18 protein-coding genes are annotated in these 12,793 nt (G+C 71.8%); 10 read left to right on the forward strand and 8 right to left on the reverse strand.

The features are described 5' to 3' along the window. Nucleotides 1–90 precede the first annotated feature (90 nt). Both H8N03_RS11480 and H8N03_RS11485 read left to right on the forward strand, forming a co-directional pair. Nucleotides 91–870, forward strand: a complete 780-nt coding sequence (locus tag H8N03_RS11480; RefSeq protein ID WP_187076317.1) for a substrate-binding domain-containing protein — start codon at nt 91–93, stop codon at nt 868–870. Between the two features lie 8 nt (nt 871–878). Then, nucleotides 879–2,522, forward strand: a complete 1,644-nt coding sequence (locus tag H8N03_RS11485) for a methyl-accepting chemotaxis protein (RefSeq protein WP_187076318.1) — start codon at nt 879–881, stop codon at nt 2,520–2,522. Here H8N03_RS11485 and H8N03_RS11490 read toward each other — a convergent pair. The 3 genes from H8N03_RS11490 to H8N03_RS11500 are packed head-to-tail and all read right to left on the reverse strand — an operon-like array spanning nt 2,519 to nt 4,644. Next, the gene (locus H8N03_RS11490; RefSeq protein ID WP_187076319.1) at nt 2,519–2,710 is read right to left on the reverse strand and encodes a hypothetical protein; all 192 of its coding nucleotides are present in this window, start codon (nt 2,708–2,710) and stop codon (nt 2,519–2,521) included. The genes H8N03_RS11485 and H8N03_RS11490 overlap by 4 nt on opposite strands. Next, a complete protein-coding gene (locus tag H8N03_RS11495) occupies nt 2,707–4,296 on the reverse strand; it encodes an FAD-dependent monooxygenase (protein ID WP_187076320.1) in 1,590 nt (529 codons plus the stop codon). Before H8N03_RS11495 ends, H8N03_RS11490 begins: the two co-directional genes overlap by 4 nt. Before the next feature lie 54 nt (nt 4,297–4,350). Then, nucleotides 4,351–4,644, reverse strand: coding sequence for a hypothetical protein (locus tag H8N03_RS11500; protein ID WP_187076321.1), 294 nt, complete (start codon nt 4,642–4,644; stop codon nt 4,351–4,353). Between the two features lie 113 nt (nt 4,645–4,757). On the opposite strand from H8N03_RS11500, the gene H8N03_RS11505 reads away from it, so the two are divergent. The 3 genes from H8N03_RS11505 to H8N03_RS11515 all read left to right on the forward strand — a co-directional run bounded on the left by H8N03_RS11505 (nt 4,758) and on the right by H8N03_RS11515 (nt 6,680). Further along, a complete protein-coding gene (locus H8N03_RS11505; RefSeq protein ID WP_187076322.1) occupies nt 4,758–5,660 on the forward strand; it encodes a crotonase/enoyl-CoA hydratase family protein in 903 nt (300 codons plus the stop codon). Nucleotides 5,661–5,794: 134 nt separating this feature from the next. Next, nucleotides 5,795–6,058, forward strand: coding sequence for a hypothetical protein (locus H8N03_RS11510; protein WP_187076323.1), 264 nt, complete (start codon nt 5,795–5,797; stop codon nt 6,056–6,058). A gap of 76 nt (nt 6,059–6,134) precedes the next feature. Beyond that, a complete protein-coding gene (locus tag H8N03_RS11515) occupies nt 6,135–6,680 on the forward strand; it encodes a DUF924 family protein (protein ID WP_187076324.1) in 546 nt (181 codons plus the stop codon). Between the two features lie 268 nt (nt 6,681–6,948). Here H8N03_RS11515 and H8N03_RS11520 read toward each other — a convergent pair whose 3' ends face one another. After that, complete coding sequence (locus H8N03_RS11520; protein WP_187076325.1) at nt 6,949–7,572, reverse strand: hypothetical protein; 624 nt, start codon at nt 7,570–7,572, stop codon at nt 6,949–6,951. Nucleotides 7,573–7,658: 86 nt separating this feature from the next. Next, entirely contained in the window at nt 7,659–8,477 is an 819-nt protein-coding gene (gene xth / locus H8N03_RS11525) for an exodeoxyribonuclease III (protein WP_187076326.1), read from the reverse strand. Between the two features lie 72 nt (nt 8,478–8,549). Between xth and H8N03_RS11530 the strand changes: the two genes are divergently transcribed. After that, nucleotides 8,550–8,771: a hypothetical protein gene (locus H8N03_RS11530; protein ID WP_187076327.1), complete on the forward strand. Its 222-nt coding sequence runs from the start codon at nt 8,550–8,552 to the stop codon at nt 8,769–8,771. Here the strand turns inward: H8N03_RS11530 and H8N03_RS11535 are convergent. Then, entirely contained in the window at nt 8,768–8,983 is a 216-nt protein-coding gene (locus H8N03_RS11535) for a hypothetical protein (RefSeq protein WP_187076328.1), read from the reverse strand. The genes H8N03_RS11530 and H8N03_RS11535 overlap by 4 nt on opposite strands. 51 nt (nt 8,984–9,034) lie before the next feature. Here H8N03_RS11535 and H8N03_RS11540 point away from each other — a divergent pair, with 51 nt between their 5' ends. From H8N03_RS11540 to H8N03_RS11555, 4 genes are all read left to right on the forward strand, one after another. Then, nucleotides 9,035–9,502: a hypothetical protein gene (locus H8N03_RS11540; RefSeq protein WP_187076329.1), complete on the forward strand. Its 468-nt coding sequence runs from the start codon at nt 9,035–9,037 to the stop codon at nt 9,500–9,502. Between the two features lie 35 nt (nt 9,503–9,537). Continuing rightward, complete coding sequence (locus tag H8N03_RS11545; RefSeq protein ID WP_187076330.1) at nt 9,538–9,708, forward strand: hypothetical protein; 171 nt, start codon at nt 9,538–9,540, stop codon at nt 9,706–9,708. 110 nt (nt 9,709–9,818) lie between these two features. Continuing rightward, the gene (ku, locus tag H8N03_RS11550; RefSeq protein WP_187076331.1) at nt 9,819–10,778 is read left to right on the forward strand and encodes a non-homologous end joining protein Ku; all 960 of its coding nucleotides are present in this window, start codon (nt 9,819–9,821) and stop codon (nt 10,776–10,778) included. Between the two features lie 16 nt (nt 10,779–10,794). Next, the gene (locus tag H8N03_RS11555; protein ID WP_187076332.1) at nt 10,795–11,478 is read left to right on the forward strand and encodes a hypothetical protein; all 684 of its coding nucleotides are present in this window, start codon (nt 10,795–10,797) and stop codon (nt 11,476–11,478) included. Here the strand turns inward: H8N03_RS11555 and H8N03_RS11560 are convergent. Both H8N03_RS11560 and H8N03_RS11565 read right to left on the reverse strand, forming a co-directional pair. After that, nucleotides 11,411–11,815 (reverse strand): SRPBCC family protein, encoded by a 405-nt coding sequence (locus H8N03_RS11560; protein WP_187076333.1) that lies wholly within the window; start codon nt 11,813–11,815, stop codon nt 11,411–11,413. The genes H8N03_RS11555 and H8N03_RS11560 overlap by 68 nt on opposite strands. Continuing rightward, the gene (locus H8N03_RS11565) at nt 11,815–12,750 is read right to left on the reverse strand and encodes a LysR substrate-binding domain-containing protein (protein ID WP_187076334.1); all 936 of its coding nucleotides are present in this window, start codon (nt 12,748–12,750) and stop codon (nt 11,815–11,817) included. Before H8N03_RS11565 ends, H8N03_RS11560 begins: the two co-directional genes overlap by 1 nt. Between the last annotated feature and the right edge of the window lie 43 nt (nt 12,751–12,793).

Genomic DNA, 12,793 nt, shown 5'->3' on the forward strand with positions numbered 1-12,793 from the left:
CTCACTTTATCGCCGGCTTAGACGAAACAAGATGTTGCAGACGTCCAGCCGCTGGGGCACGCTTGCGGTTCGCTGACGAGGAGGAGTCGCATGAACAAGTACGTTGGGATCCTGGCGGCGTGCGCCGCCTTTGCGGCGTCGCAGCCTGTGGCGGCGCAAGTCCTGGAAGTGTCGGGCGCCACGACCGTCCAACGGCGCGTGCTCGAGCCGGGCGCGGAGCCGCTCAAGGCGGCCACGGGCATCCAGCTGAAGATCCTGGGCCCGGGCACGGGCAAGGGCATGCTGGCGCTGTTCGACGGCAAGGTGCCCGTCGCGGCCGCCGGCGAATCGCTGGAAGACGCCGTCGCCAGCGCCAAGGCCGCCGCCGCCGAGGCCGGCCGCACGGTGACCGTGCCCGCCAACCTCGTGTACCACCCGGTCGCCTCCGACAACATCGTGGTGGCCGTGCACGCCGCCAACCCGGTCAAGACCCTGACGCGCCAGCAGATCAAGGACCTGCTGACCGGCAAGACGAAGAACTGGAAGGACGTGGGCGGCCCCAACCTGCCGGTGAAGCTCTACGCCGCGGCGCCGGGCCAGGCGGTGCGCAACGCGGTCCAGAAAGGTTTCATGGAGGGCGCCGAGTACCCGGCGGACGCCACGGACATCCGCACCGCGGTGGAGCAGCTCAAGGTGATCGCTGGCGACCCCGCCGGCATCGGCGCGATGAGCGAACCCGTGATCAAGGCCGGCCCGGAGAAGGTCCACGTGGTCACGGGCGCGGTGATTCCCCGGCCGCTGGGCTTCGTCACCATCGGCGCCCCGAATCCGCAGGCGCAGAAGATGATCGACTACTTCCGCTCGCCGGAAGGCCAGAAGCAGATCAGGTAGGTCCTGCGATGCGCCATCTGAAGGTCGGCGTCCGCCTCGCAGTCGGCTTCGGCCTGCTGCTGGCGCTCATGGTCGCGGCGGTGCTGGTCGGCCTGCTCGGCATCCGCTCGGCACAGGAACAGGCCACCCGCCTGGAACAGGAGAACATCGCGCTGCTGAAGGCGACCAGCGCCATGCAGGTGGCGCAGCTGAACCAGGCCGTCGCCATCCGCGATTTCGTCGGCATGGCCGACGTGGAGAGCCAGCGCGCCGCCCTGCGCGCGCTGAGGGCGGGCGAAACGGCGTACGCCGAAGCGCTCGCGGTGCTGACGCGACTCGCCACCGACGGCAGCCTCGGCGGCGAGCTGCTCGCGCAGGCGAGCCAGCTCGAATCGGCCAGCAAGCGGGTCAACGCGAAGGTCAGCGAGGCGCTGGACCTCGTCGACACCGCGGAGTACCAGCAGGCACAGTCCGTCGTCTACAAGGAGGTGCGTCCGCTTCAGGCCGCCATCGCGACGCAGTTGCGCGAGCTGGCGGGGCGGACCCATGTCCTCGCCCAGGAGCGCGCCACGGCCGCACGGCTGGAGGCGCAGTCGAACGAGCGTCGCCTCGCACTGGTGCTCGCGGCGGCGCTGCTGCTCGGCGTGGGTGCCACGGTGCTGATCACGCGGGGCATCGTGCGTCCGCTGGCCGACGCCGTGCGCACCGCCGAGCGCGTCGCCGACGGCGACCTGACCGGGCACGAAGTGCGTGCGGGCCGCGACGAGACCGGTCGCGTCCTCGCGGCGCTCGCAGGCATGCAGCAGGCGCTGAACGGGCTGGTGCGCTCCGTCCGGGTGGGGGCGGAAGGCGTGAACCACGCCTCGGCGCGGCTCTCGAGCGGCAACGCCGAACTCGCCGCCCGCACGGAAGAACAGGCAGCTGCGCTCGAGGAGGCGGCCGCCAGCGTCGAGGAACTCACGGCCAGCGTCAAGCACAACACGGGCAGCGCGCTCAAGGGCAGCGAACTCGCGCGCGAAGCCGCGCAGCTGGCCGGCAGCGGCGGCACCGCCGTGCAGGACGTGATGGGAACGATGGCGGGCATCCAGAAGTCGGCCCGCCGCGTGTCCGACATCGTGGGCATGATGGACGAGATCGCGTTCCAGACCAACCTGCTGGCGCTCAACGCCGCGGTCGAAGCGGCACGCGCCGGCGACCAGGGCCGCGGCTTCGCCGTGGTGGCGGCGCAGGTCCGCGTGCTGGCGCAGCGCAGCGCCGAGGCGGCGCGCGACATCAAGCAGCTCGCGCACGAGGCCGTCGGCCAGGCGGACACCGGCGCCAAGGCAGCCGAACGCGCCAGCGAGACCATGGAGAAGGTCGTGCGCGTTGCCCGCGACGTCGCGGAAGTCGTGTCGGACATCGCGCGGGCGAGCGAGGAGCAGCGCTCCGGCATCGAGCAGGTGAACACCACGGTGAGCCAGCTCGAGACCGCGACGCAGAGCAACGCGGGGCTGGTCCAGGAGATCAGCACGCTCACCGACGCCCTGCTCTCCGGTGCGCGCGACCTCGTCGCGGCCGCGAACCGCTTCCGGCTCGACGCGGGAGAAGCCCACGCTGGCGGCTTCGACGACCAGGCGCCGGTGCAGGAGCCGCCCGCCGTCGGCTGGCAGGAAACGCGGCCCGCCCTGACCTAGCGAGCGTCGTCCTGCAGGCAGCGTTCGCGCGCACGCGCCACGAGCCGCAGGACTTCCTCCGCGTCGGGCGCCTTCGCCATCAGCCCCAGCGCAACCATCGCGAGCAGCAGCTCGCTGCGCGCGGGGCCGACCTCCCCGAGCGCCCGGCACAAGGCGGTGTAGCTGCGATCCAGCTCGGTGTCGCTCATGGCGCGAGTCCCTTCTCTTCCAGGCAGGCGAGCACGGGCGCGGGATCCAGGCCCCGCCACCGGCCCATCACGTAGCCGTCCGGACGAACGAGCACCAGCCCCGTCGCCCCGGGCGCGGGCAGGCCGTAGCGCGCCCATGCCTGCCCGTGCGCATCGGCTTCCGGTGCGATCTCCAGGACCCCGATGCCGTGCGCCGCGAGGTCGGCCACGGCGTGCGGCACCGCGCCGTCGCAGAACACCAGGCAGGTGAAGTCCGTGCCGAAGCAGCGCGTGAGGTGCCAGGCGCCTTGCCGCCCCTGCAACAGCGCCTCCGGGGCAGGCTGCCCCGGAGCCGCCTGCGCGTTCGCCCACGCACCCTGCTCCGGCGCGTTCAGCGGCGAATCGCCGTATGCGACCGGCGCGACCTGCCGCGGGTTGATCAGGGAGCGCACCGCCGGCTCGTCCAGCGCGAGCCGCAGCGTCGCCTCGCGCAGCAGCCGGAACGCGAAATCCGGCGGCGCCATGAACTCGGTGCTCTTGGCGCCGTAGGCGATGTTCTCGCGCGCGGCCTGCACGCGTTCGGACGAATACGTGTCCAGCAGCGCGTCGGCCGCGCCGCCTTCGAGCACGAGCGCCAGCTTCCACGCGAGGTTCGCCGCGTCGTCGAGGCCGGAGTTCAGCCCGCGCACGCCGAAGATCGGCACCAGGTGCGCCGCATCGCCGGCGAACAGCACGCGCCCGTGGCGGTACGCGGGCAAGGTGAGGCACTTCGCGTTGTACATCGAGGCCCACAGCAGCTGCCAGGGCGCGTCCTCGCCGATCATCGCGAGGTGGCTCTGCACGCGCGGCAGGATGTTCTCCGGCTTCAGCGCCTCCACCGCATCCTCGCCGTCCCGCAGCTGGTAGTCGATGCGCCAGACCGAGTCCGGCTGGCGGTGCATCAGCAGCGTGGAGCCGGGGTTGGAGGGCGGATCGAACCACGCCAGGCGCTCCACCGGGCGGCGCGTCTCCTGCACGATGTCGACGATCACGTAGCGGCCTTCGTACTGCGTGCCCTCGAAGGCGAGCCCGAGCTGCTCGCGCACGGTGCTGCGGCCGCCGTCGCAGGCCACGACGTGGTCCGCGCGGATGCGCTGCGGGCCGGCGGGTCCCTCGGCCTCCACGACCACCCCGTCCGGCCCCGCGTCGAGGTCGACGAGGCGCGTGGACCAGGCGACCTGCACGAGGTCCGGCACGCCTTGCAGCGCCGCGTGCACGAAGGCTTCCACGTGGTACTGCTGGATGTTCACCATGGGCGCGAAGCGCTGCGTGGGCTCGTGCGGCATCTCGAAGTGCAGCACTTCGCGGTCGCGCCAGTAGCTGCGCCCGCCGGTCCACGGCAAGGCCTTCGCGGCGAGCGCGGGGCCCGCTCCCGCCGTCCAGAGGATCTCCTGGGAACGCCGCGAGATGCAGATGGCGCGGCTGCCCGTGCAATGGCCCGCGTCCGCCTCCAGCACCAGGCTGCGCACGCCGTGGCGCGCCAGCAGCGCGGCCAGGGTGAGTCCCACCGGTCCGCCGCCGGCGATGAGAACCGGAACGGTGTCCGGCAGCGGAGGGGATGAGGCCACGCAAGCTCCTGTATCGTGCGGCGCCACTCTAGCGCACGCACGGGACGAGGAGCGCTAGCGGTCCTTGGGCAGCTTGCCGCGCGCCGCTTCCAGCTCCCAGGGGCTGTCCTCGACGTTCGGGCCGTCCGGATACGACGCGGGCCCTTTCGCGATGCCGGGCCGCGCGCGCGCGCCGGGCACGCCGGCGGGCACCTGCGCGCCCGCTTCGTCCAGGACGCCCTCGGCCCCCGCGGGCGGCTGCTGGGTGGCCTGGTCGCCGAGCGTCTTGTTGCCGCAGCCGTCGGCGTTGCCGTGGTTCTCGTTGCCCCCGCGGTCGCCCTCGGGGCCGATGCTCGTGTTCGTGCTCATGGGGACGAATCTAGGCGCGGCCGGCGGCCGCACCTGCAAGCAGCGCCGCCGGGGCGGTGTAGGACGCCACGCGCGCAGCTCCTAAACTGGGCAGCCCCACAGGAGGAGCGCCCATGCCGATCTTCAGCACCCTTCGCATCACCCAGGACGAGCAGCATCCCCGCATCGCGCGGCTGCTCCTCGACCGGCCCGAGCGCCTGAACGCCATCAACGAGGAGATGCCGCGCGAGATCCGCGCGGCAGTGGACTGGGCGAATGCCAACGACGAGGTGCACGTGATCGTCGTGGAAGGCGCCGGCAAGGGCTTCTGCGGCGGCTACGACCTTTCCATCTTCGGCCAGGGCGACGTCGACCACCCGTGCCAGCAGGAACGCAGCCCCTGGGACCCGATGGTCGACTACGCCTACATGAAGCGCAACACCGAGGACTTCATGGCGTTGTGGCGCAGCCCGAAGCCGACGATCGCGAAAGTGCACGGCCACGCGGTGGCGGGCGGCAGCGACATCGCGCTGTGCTGCGACCTGCTGGTGATGGCGGAGGACGCACGCATCGGCTACATGCCCACGCGCGTGTGGGGTTGCCCCACCACCGCGATGTGGACCTTCCGCCTCGGCCCCACGCGCGCCAAGCAACTCATGTTCACCGGCGACACCATCGACGGCCGCACGGCCGCCGCGTGGGGGCTGGCCAACGAAGCGGTCGCTGCCGAGGCGCTGGACGCCGCCACGCTGGCGCTCGCGCAGCGCATCGCGGGCGTGCCGCGCAGCCACCTCGCGATGCACAAGCTCGTGGTGAACCAGGTGCTGCTCACGATGGGCCTCGAGCAGGCGCAGAGCATGGCCACCGTGTTCGACGGCATCACGCGCCACAACCCGGAAGGCCTGTGGTTTCGCCGCTATGCCCAGGCCGAGGGCTTCAAGGCCGCCGTGCAGTGGCGCGACAGCGGCCGGCCCGTTCCCGAAGGAGACGAGGCGCGCGCGCTCGCGGAGCAGCTGAGGCGGGACCGGCAGGGCTGAGTTCCCCTGCCCCTGCGCAAGCCAGCTCCTACACCAGCCGCGCGCACGTCCGACATGCACGGCGCCCGGCCGTTCTTACATTGGTTGTCGGACCGGCCCCACGCCGGCCCTCTCGCAACTTCAAGGAGAGCACGATGGCACAAGGCCAAGAGCAGAACCGCCAGCAGGACCAACACAACCAGCAGAACCAGGGTGGCTCCGGCATGAACCAGGGCGGCAGCCAGCAGCAGGACCGGGGACAGGCCTCGCAGGACCAGCAACGGCAACGCCAGCAGGACCAGCAGCAGGATCGCGGCCAGGCATCGCAGGACCAGCAGCGCCAGCAGTCCGGCAACCAGCAGTCCGGCAGCCAGCAGGACCAGCAACGCCAGGACCAGCAAAGGCAGGACCAGCGCTGATACGGACCTTCCACAGGACGGAGGCGGGGCGGTACCCCGCCTCTTGTTTTTTGCGCGATGCCCTAAGCTCGCGGCCATGAGCGACGAGCACGATCCCACCGAGGTGCTGCGGTTCTGGCGCGACGCCGGCCCCGCGCGCTGGTTCCGCGTCGACGCTGGCTTCGACGCCCTCTTCCGCGATCGCTTCCTTGCCGCGCACGAAGCCGCGGCCACCGGCCGCCTGGCGCACTGGAGCGAATCGCCGGACGGCGCGCTCGCCCTGGTCCTGCTGCTGGACCAGTTCCCGCGCAATGCCTTCCGTGGCACGCCGCGCGTCTACGCCACCGATGCCAAGGCACGCGAGGTCGCCGACGCGGCGATCGCGGCGGGACACGACCTGCGCGTCGAGCCGTCGCTGCGCCCCTTCTTCTACCTCCCGTTCATGCACTCGGAAGAACTGCGCGACCTGGACCGGTGCGTGGCGCTCACCCGGGAGCTCGGCGGCGAGCACCTGCGCTTCGCGCAGCACCACCGGGGCATCGTGGAACGCTTCGGCCGTTTCCCGCACCGCAACGCGGTGCTGGGACGCCGCAGTTCAGCGGAGGAAGAGCGCTTCCTGGCGGAAGGCGGGTTCCGCGGCTAGGAGCCTGCGCGGCAGAGAAACGGGCCTGCGCCGGTGCCTGGAAGCGCGCCAGGCTAGGCGCGGGCGACGCCGTGTAGTTCATCTACACAAGGAGCCCGCAACAACGCATGGCGCGCTTCCAGGCACCGGCCCGAAGGGTTGGGCCGATAAGGGGGCGCCTGCGTCGTTGCGAAAGCGGGTCAAGCCGTCCAGGCTTGACCCGCTTTCGCGCCTAGCATCCGCCCCCTTCTCGGCCCAACGCAGGCCCGTTTCTCTGCCGCGCAGGCTCCTAACAAACGATGTCGACGGCGGTCGCTTCGCTGTGCAGCGCGAGCGTCGACAGGTCGAGTTCGGAGTCCTCGAAGTCGGGGGCGTCCGCGTCGGCATGCAGCCGCACGCGGCCCTCGTTGGGCCCGTAGGTCTCGGGAGAGATGACGATGCCGCCGACACTGGCGCTCGCGGCGACGGCCGCGGCGCGCTCCGGCTGGCTGCCCAGGGGGGTGCACCACAGGCGCCCCTGCACGCGGAAGTAGGCCAGCGTGCAGACCCCGCTCACCACCCCGATGCGCAGCGGCATGGTGTCCGCCACGCGCTGCAGCTCGATGGCCATGCGCACGGCAGCGCCGGGGTTCTCGAAGGTCACCAGCGCAGCGCCGTCCTGGTAGGGGTCGAGCCGGCCGTTGTGGCGGCCGTTGAGGACCTGCAGGGCCTGGTGGAACGAAGCGAGCCCGTCCGCCCGGGAAGGGGCGGCGCTCAGGTCCGCGTGGACCAGCGTGAGGTGGCGTTGTTCGAAGCGGATGCTGTCGCGCTCCTCCCCGAGGAAGAGCCCCTTCCAGACGGTGGCGGGCAGCTGGTGCAGCACCTTGTCCGAGAGGGCCTCGAGCAGCAGGGCACGTTCCTGGACTGATTGCATCTTTTCCCCTTGCGACGTAACGGGATGAAACCACGCACTCATCCGTGACGCGATAGGGAAAACGGTCGGGCTGCTAGGGGATTTTCCTAGGGCCGGCGCTTGCGTGCCCTGGCGGGAGGGGCTGTGGCGGCGGCGAGATCCAGTTCCACCCAGGTCGGCGCGTGGTCGCTGGCCTTCTCCTCCCCGCGCACCCACGTGTCCACCCCCGCTGCGCGCAGGGAAGGCGCGAGCCGGCGGTTCAGCAGCAGGTGGTCGATGCGCAGGCCGGCGTTGCGCTGCCAGTGCTGGCGGAAGTAGTCCCAGAACGTGTAGACCGGCGCGTCGGGGTGCAGCTTGCGGATGGCGTCCGTCCAGCCCTGCTCGAGGAGCCGTTCCCAGCAGGCGCGGCTTTCCGGCTGCAGCAGCGCGTCCTTGCGCCACGAACGGGGGTTGTAGATGTCCGCGTCCGTGGGCACCACGTTGTAGTCGCCGCAGAGGACGACCGGGTGCTCCGAATCCACGAGCGTCTTCGCATGCGCGATCAGGCGCTCGAACCATGCGAGCTTGTAGTCGAACTTGGGGCCGGGCTGCGGGTTGCCGTTCGGGAGGTAGAGGCAGCCCACGATCACGCCCTCCACCGCGGCTTCGAGGTAGCGGCTCTGCTCGTCGGCTTCGTCGCCGGGCAGCGCACGCCGCACCTCCACCGGCTCGACGCCGCGCGCGAGGATGGCGACGCCGTTCCAGGAACGCTGGCCCTTCCACAGCGCGTGGTAGCCCGCGGCGCGGATCTCCTCCGCCGGAAACCCTTCGTCCAGCGCCTTGAGCTCCTGCAGGCAGGCGACGTCCGGCTGCTCGCGCTCGAGCCAGCGCAGCAGGTGCGGCAGCCGCGTCTTCACCCCGTTGACGTTGAAGGTCGCGATTTTCATCGGCGGCCCGATCCTACAGAAGACCGCCGCGCGCCGGGCTTAGATTGGCTGCATCGCACAGGAGAAAACGACATGCCCGATCCCAAGGACAACGCCAAGGCCAGCGGCGACGTGCACCTGCCGGAAATCGAGGAGCAGGCGCGCCGCAACAGCGGCGGCCGCGCCCGCGCGGAAGACAAGGACCCCGACCCGGACCTGCAGGACGAAGCTCGCCCCGGCAAGGGCGAGAACCAGGCCGGCTTCCTCAAGGACAAGGAAGCCCCCGGCCCCGGCGAAGGGTCCCGCTCCCGCTAGGGCCTGGCGCGGTCGCGGCGGAAGGCTTCGGCCCCGCCGCTGCCGCCGCCGTCGGGGAAATCGTGCGGGTCCAGCCGCCTCTTGTTCGGCACCTGCGGCGCCTCCGTGATCGTGCTCGCCGAGTTCTCGCCGTGGTCCGGCTTGGCCGGGACCGAGGACGTGGGACGCTCGCCGAGGTGCGCGTTGCGGGTGCGGGTGTCTCGGGATTTCATGGTGCAAACTTAAATCCCGGCCGCCGCCCCACGCTGTCGGACAAGCCCGCGATGCATGCCTTCCTCCCCGCCTGTGCCTTGCTGCTGCTCGCGGCGGCGCAGCCCGTGCGCGCGCAGGAGGACCCGCTGAAGTCGCCCGCGTGCGGCGCGGCGCTGGCGAGCCTGCAAGCGGCACGCTCGCAGGGCGAGGCCGCAGCGCGCGTGGAGACGCTGCGCAGCGCGGCGGCGTCCACCTGCCTCGGCTCGGGCACCGTGCCCACGCGCCTGTCGCGCGTGGTGCAGGCACCGGTCGTGGTGCCGCCGCCGCAGGTCGAGGTGACGCCCACGGCGCCGCCTTCGCTGCCGGCGCCCACGCCGTTGCCGCCGCCGGTGGCCATCGAGCGCCTTCCCCTGCCCTCGACGTGCGACGCCACCGGCTGCTGGACGAACGACGGCACGCACCTGCGGCACGTCCCGCCCAACCTCATGGGCCCGGGCGGGCTGTGCAGCCAGCTGGGCGGGATGGTGTATTGTCCGTAGCCTTTCACAACCCCGAAGCAGAAGGAAGCAGCCCCATGGGCAACAAGATCGTCACGGAAGCCGACCGCAAGCGCACCCCCGCGCCGAAGACCGCCAATGGCCTGAGCGTCCGCAAGCAGGGCACCGGCCAGAAGGTCAGCCTCGAGCGCGGCGTCTCCACGCGCAGCAAGAAGAACCCCGGCAAGCGTCCGCACAAGGGCGGCTGATCGCCTGCGGTGCACGGCGCGAAGCGCCCTGCACCCTTCGCCTGCGCCGTCCTACAGGGGCGGCGCGGCGTGTCCCCTACCGTGGATGGGCTGCAGACACAGGATTTCGCATGCCCGCACCCACCAGCTCCCGCACGCTCTGGAAAGGCGCCATCAGCTTCGGCCTGGTGCACATCCCCGTGACGCTGCACTCCGCGACCGCGGAGAGCCGCATGAAGTTCAACCTCCTCGAGAAGTCCTCGATGACCCGCGTGGGCAACAAGCAGGTCAACAAGGCCACGGGCGAAGCCATGCCCCGCGAGGAGATCGTCAAGGGCTTCGAGGTGGAGAAGGACCAGTTCGTCGTGCTCACGCCCGACGAGATCAAGGCGGCCATGCCCCGGTCCACGCAGACGATCGACATCGAGTCGTTCGTCGACCGCGAGCAGATCCCCAGTGTCTTCTTCAACAAGCCCTACTACGTGAGCCCGGCCGGCAAGGGCGGGCAGAAGCCCTTCGCGCTGCTGCGCGAGACGCTCGCGCGCACCGGCAAGGTGGGCATCGCCAAGGTCGTGATCTCCACCAAGCAGCACCTCGCGATGCTGGTGCCGCAGGACAACGGCCTCGTGCTGAACCTGCTGCGCTGGTCCGACGAGGTCCGCGACACCGCCGGCCTCGCGTGGCCCGCCGAGGACACCACCGTGAGCGCCGCCGAACTGAAGATGGCGGAACAGCTCGTCGACGCGATGGCGGGCGACTGGCAGCCGGACCTCTTCCACGACGAGTTCCGCGAGAAGCTGATGGCGCTCGTGGAGCAGAAGGCCAAGGAAGGCGGCCTGCGCGCGGCCGCGCCCCTGCCGGGCGAGGACGCGCCCGCCACGGCGGAAGTCATCGACCTCACCGAGCTGCTGCGCCGCAGCCTCAAGGGCAATACGGGCGCCGCGGCGCCTGCCGCGAAGAAGGCCGCGGCCCGTCGCGAGGCGGAAGCGGCGAACGACGCGCCCGCCCCGCTGAAGAAGGCCGCCGCGCGCAAGAGCGCCACGACGGCGCGCGCCAGCGCGAAGCCGGCCGCGAAGCGCAAGAGCGGCTGATCCCGGGAGTGCTCCCATGAAGCTCAGGGGGTTGTTGGCCCTGGCGCTGCTGGCGGCCGCCATCGCGGGCTGCGACGGCAGCCGCCGCAACGACACGGCCGTCCTGGGCGGCAATGGGCAGGGCGGCGGCGGCGAGCAGGCCCTGGTCGATGCCCGCGGGCGCGCGATTCCGCGGCCGCCGGCGCCGCCGGGCACCACCGTGCAGGCCGTGCGCAGCGCCGAGGACGCCGCGCTCGCGGCGTGGGTCGCCGACGACCACGTGGTGGCGTCCGCCTGGACGCCCGCGACCGGATGGTCCGCCCCGGAACCGCTCGAACGCATCTACGGCGAATCGCGCGACGTGCAGCTCGCGAGCAACGGGCAGGGACAGGCCATGGCCGTGTGGCACCACCGCGTGGGCAACATCCACAGCCTGCGCTTCAGCCGCTTCGACGCGAACGGCTGGAGCCTCCCGGACGTGCTGCCCGGCGCGCTGCCCCGCCCCGCCGTCGCGGGCACGCCCGCAGGCCAGGACGCGCCGCAGCTGCAGATGGACGCGCAGGGCAACGTCATGGCGCAGTGGCCGAGCGGCTTCCATGCGAACGAGCTGCAGGTCGCCCGCTACACCGCCGGGCAAGGCTGGAGCCGGGCCGTCAGCGAGCCGGTGGCGTCAGCGCCGAGCGCATCGCCTCCGAGCCCTGCGCCATCATCTGCCCGATAGGCACGGCGAGCGCGTCGGGCAGCAGGTCCACGGTCCACTCGAACCGGCAGCGGTCGTCGGCGAGCGGCTGCACGTGGACGACACCGTTGTAGTGGCTCGCGCGGCCGCCTTCTGCGGTGTAGGCCAGGCGGCGCATGGCGTCGTCGAGCGTCACGAGCCGCTCGCGCACCTGCATGCCGTTGGCGAAGGTCACCAGGCGCACGGCGCCGCCCTCTTCGACCGCGCATGCGCCGACGAAGCCCGGGGCGAGCCGCACGAGCCCGCCGAACTCGCGCACCACCGCCCACACCGCCTCCGCGGATGCGGGCACCTCGAAGTCCTTGCGGATCGTGGCCATCAGTTCCTCCTGGGGGTCGGCTGCGCCTGCAGCCAGTCGGCGAAGGCGCGGGCGCTGGGGTTGTGCGCCGCCTGCGGCGCAAGGGTGACGCAGTAGCCGCGGCGCGATGCCGCGGGACTGCGGAACGGGGCGACCAGCTTCTTCTGCCGCACGAGGTCGGCCAGCAGCGGCAGGCGGCCGATCACGACACCCTGCCCTGCGACCGCGGCGGCCACGGCCTCGCCGTACTGCGTGAAGCGCAGCGTGTGCGCCATGTGCAGGCCCGGCAGGCCCATGAGGCGCAGCCAGGGTTCCCAGTCGACGGTGAGCGGCGCGTCCTGCATCTCCACCGTGAGCAGCGTGTGGCGCTCGAGGTCGGCGGGGGCCTTGAGCGGCCGCGTGGCATCGCGCAGCAGCTGCGGCGCGCACATGGGCTGCACCTCCTCCTCGAACAGCAGCGGCCCCTGCCCCTGCGCGCTCGGCAGGAAGCGCACCGCGAGGTCCACGCCGCTGCGCTCCAGGTCGACGAGGTCGAGCGTCGCCGAGATGCGCACGTCGACGTCGGGATGGGCCGCGGTGAACCCGGCCAGGCGCGGGATCAGCCAGAACGAGGCGAAGCCCGGCGTGCAGGTGAGCGTGACGTGCGGGCGGACCGCGGTGCTGCGCACGCGCGCGGCCGCGTCGCGCAGGCGTTCCAGGCTGTCCTCCACCGCGCGCCGCATGATGCGGCCCGGCTCGGTGAGCGCCAGCGCGCGGTGGCGCCGCTCGAACAGCGGGGCACCGACGCTTTCTTCCAGCTGCTGCACCTGCCGGCTCACGGCGGACTGCGACAGGAACAGCTCCTCCCCCGCCTTCGTGAAACTGAGGTGGCGCGCCGCGGCCTCGAAGGTGTGCAGCAGGTCCAGCCGCAGCTGCCGCGACCGCGGCTCGGGTGCGTTCGCATTCCGTTCCTGCATGCGAGACATGCGATTTCGCCGTTTCTCCAAGGGAGGAGCGGCC

This window comes from Ramlibacter cellulosilyticus (assembly GCF_014297465.1).
Lineage (GTDB): Bacteria > Pseudomonadota > Gammaproteobacteria > Burkholderiales > Burkholderiaceae_C > Ramlibacter > Ramlibacter cellulosilyticus.

What these genes read in the sequence shown, in the direction of transcription:
- xth (WP_187076326.1), bottom strand. Translation starts at nt 8,477, where the DNA reads ATGAAAATCGCGACCTTCAACGTCAACGGGGTGAAGACGCGGCTGCCG.
- H8N03_RS11480 (WP_187076317.1), top strand. Translation starts at nt 91, where the DNA reads ATGAACAAGTACGTTGGGATCCTGGCGGCGTGCGCCGCCTTTGCGGCG.
- H8N03_RS11520 (WP_187076325.1), bottom strand. Translation starts at nt 7,572, where the DNA reads ATGCAATCAGTCCAGGAACGTGCCCTGCTGCTCGAGGCCCTCTCGGAC.
- H8N03_RS11485 (WP_187076318.1), top strand. Translation starts at nt 879, where the DNA reads ATGCGCCATCTGAAGGTCGGCGTCCGCCTCGCAGTCGGCTTCGGCCTG.
- ku (WP_187076331.1), top strand. Translation starts at nt 9,819, where the DNA reads ATGCCCGCACCCACCAGCTCCCGCACGCTCTGGAAAGGCGCCATCAGC.
- H8N03_RS11540 (WP_187076329.1), top strand. Translation starts at nt 9,035, where the DNA reads ATGCATGCCTTCCTCCCCGCCTGTGCCTTGCTGCTGCTCGCGGCGGCG.
- H8N03_RS11515 (WP_187076324.1), top strand. Translation starts at nt 6,135, where the DNA reads ATGAGCGACGAGCACGATCCCACCGAGGTGCTGCGGTTCTGGCGCGAC.
- H8N03_RS11560 (WP_187076333.1), bottom strand. Translation starts at nt 11,815, where the DNA reads ATGGCCACGATCCGCAAGGACTTCGAGGTGCCCGCATCCGCGGAGGCG.
- H8N03_RS11500 (WP_187076321.1), bottom strand. Translation starts at nt 4,644, where the DNA reads ATGAGCACGAACACGAGCATCGGCCCCGAGGGCGACCGCGGGGGCAAC.
- H8N03_RS11565 (WP_187076334.1), bottom strand. Translation starts at nt 12,750, where the DNA reads ATGCAGGAACGGAATGCGAACGCACCCGAGCCGCGGTCGCGGCAGCTG.
- H8N03_RS11505 (WP_187076322.1), top strand. Translation starts at nt 4,758, where the DNA reads ATGCCGATCTTCAGCACCCTTCGCATCACCCAGGACGAGCAGCATCCC.
- H8N03_RS11535 (WP_187076328.1), bottom strand. Translation starts at nt 8,983, where the DNA reads ATGAAATCCCGAGACACCCGCACCCGCAACGCGCACCTCGGCGAGCGT.
- H8N03_RS11555 (WP_187076332.1), top strand. Translation starts at nt 10,795, where the DNA reads ATGAAGCTCAGGGGGTTGTTGGCCCTGGCGCTGCTGGCGGCCGCCATC.
- H8N03_RS11530 (WP_187076327.1), top strand. Translation starts at nt 8,550, where the DNA reads ATGCCCGATCCCAAGGACAACGCCAAGGCCAGCGGCGACGTGCACCTG.
- H8N03_RS11490 (WP_187076319.1), bottom strand. Translation starts at nt 2,710, where the DNA reads ATGAGCGACACCGAGCTGGATCGCAGCTACACCGCCTTGTGCCGGGCG.
- H8N03_RS11545 (WP_187076330.1), top strand. Translation starts at nt 9,538, where the DNA reads ATGGGCAACAAGATCGTCACGGAAGCCGACCGCAAGCGCACCCCCGCG.
- H8N03_RS11510 (WP_187076323.1), top strand. Translation starts at nt 5,795, where the DNA reads ATGGCACAAGGCCAAGAGCAGAACCGCCAGCAGGACCAACACAACCAG.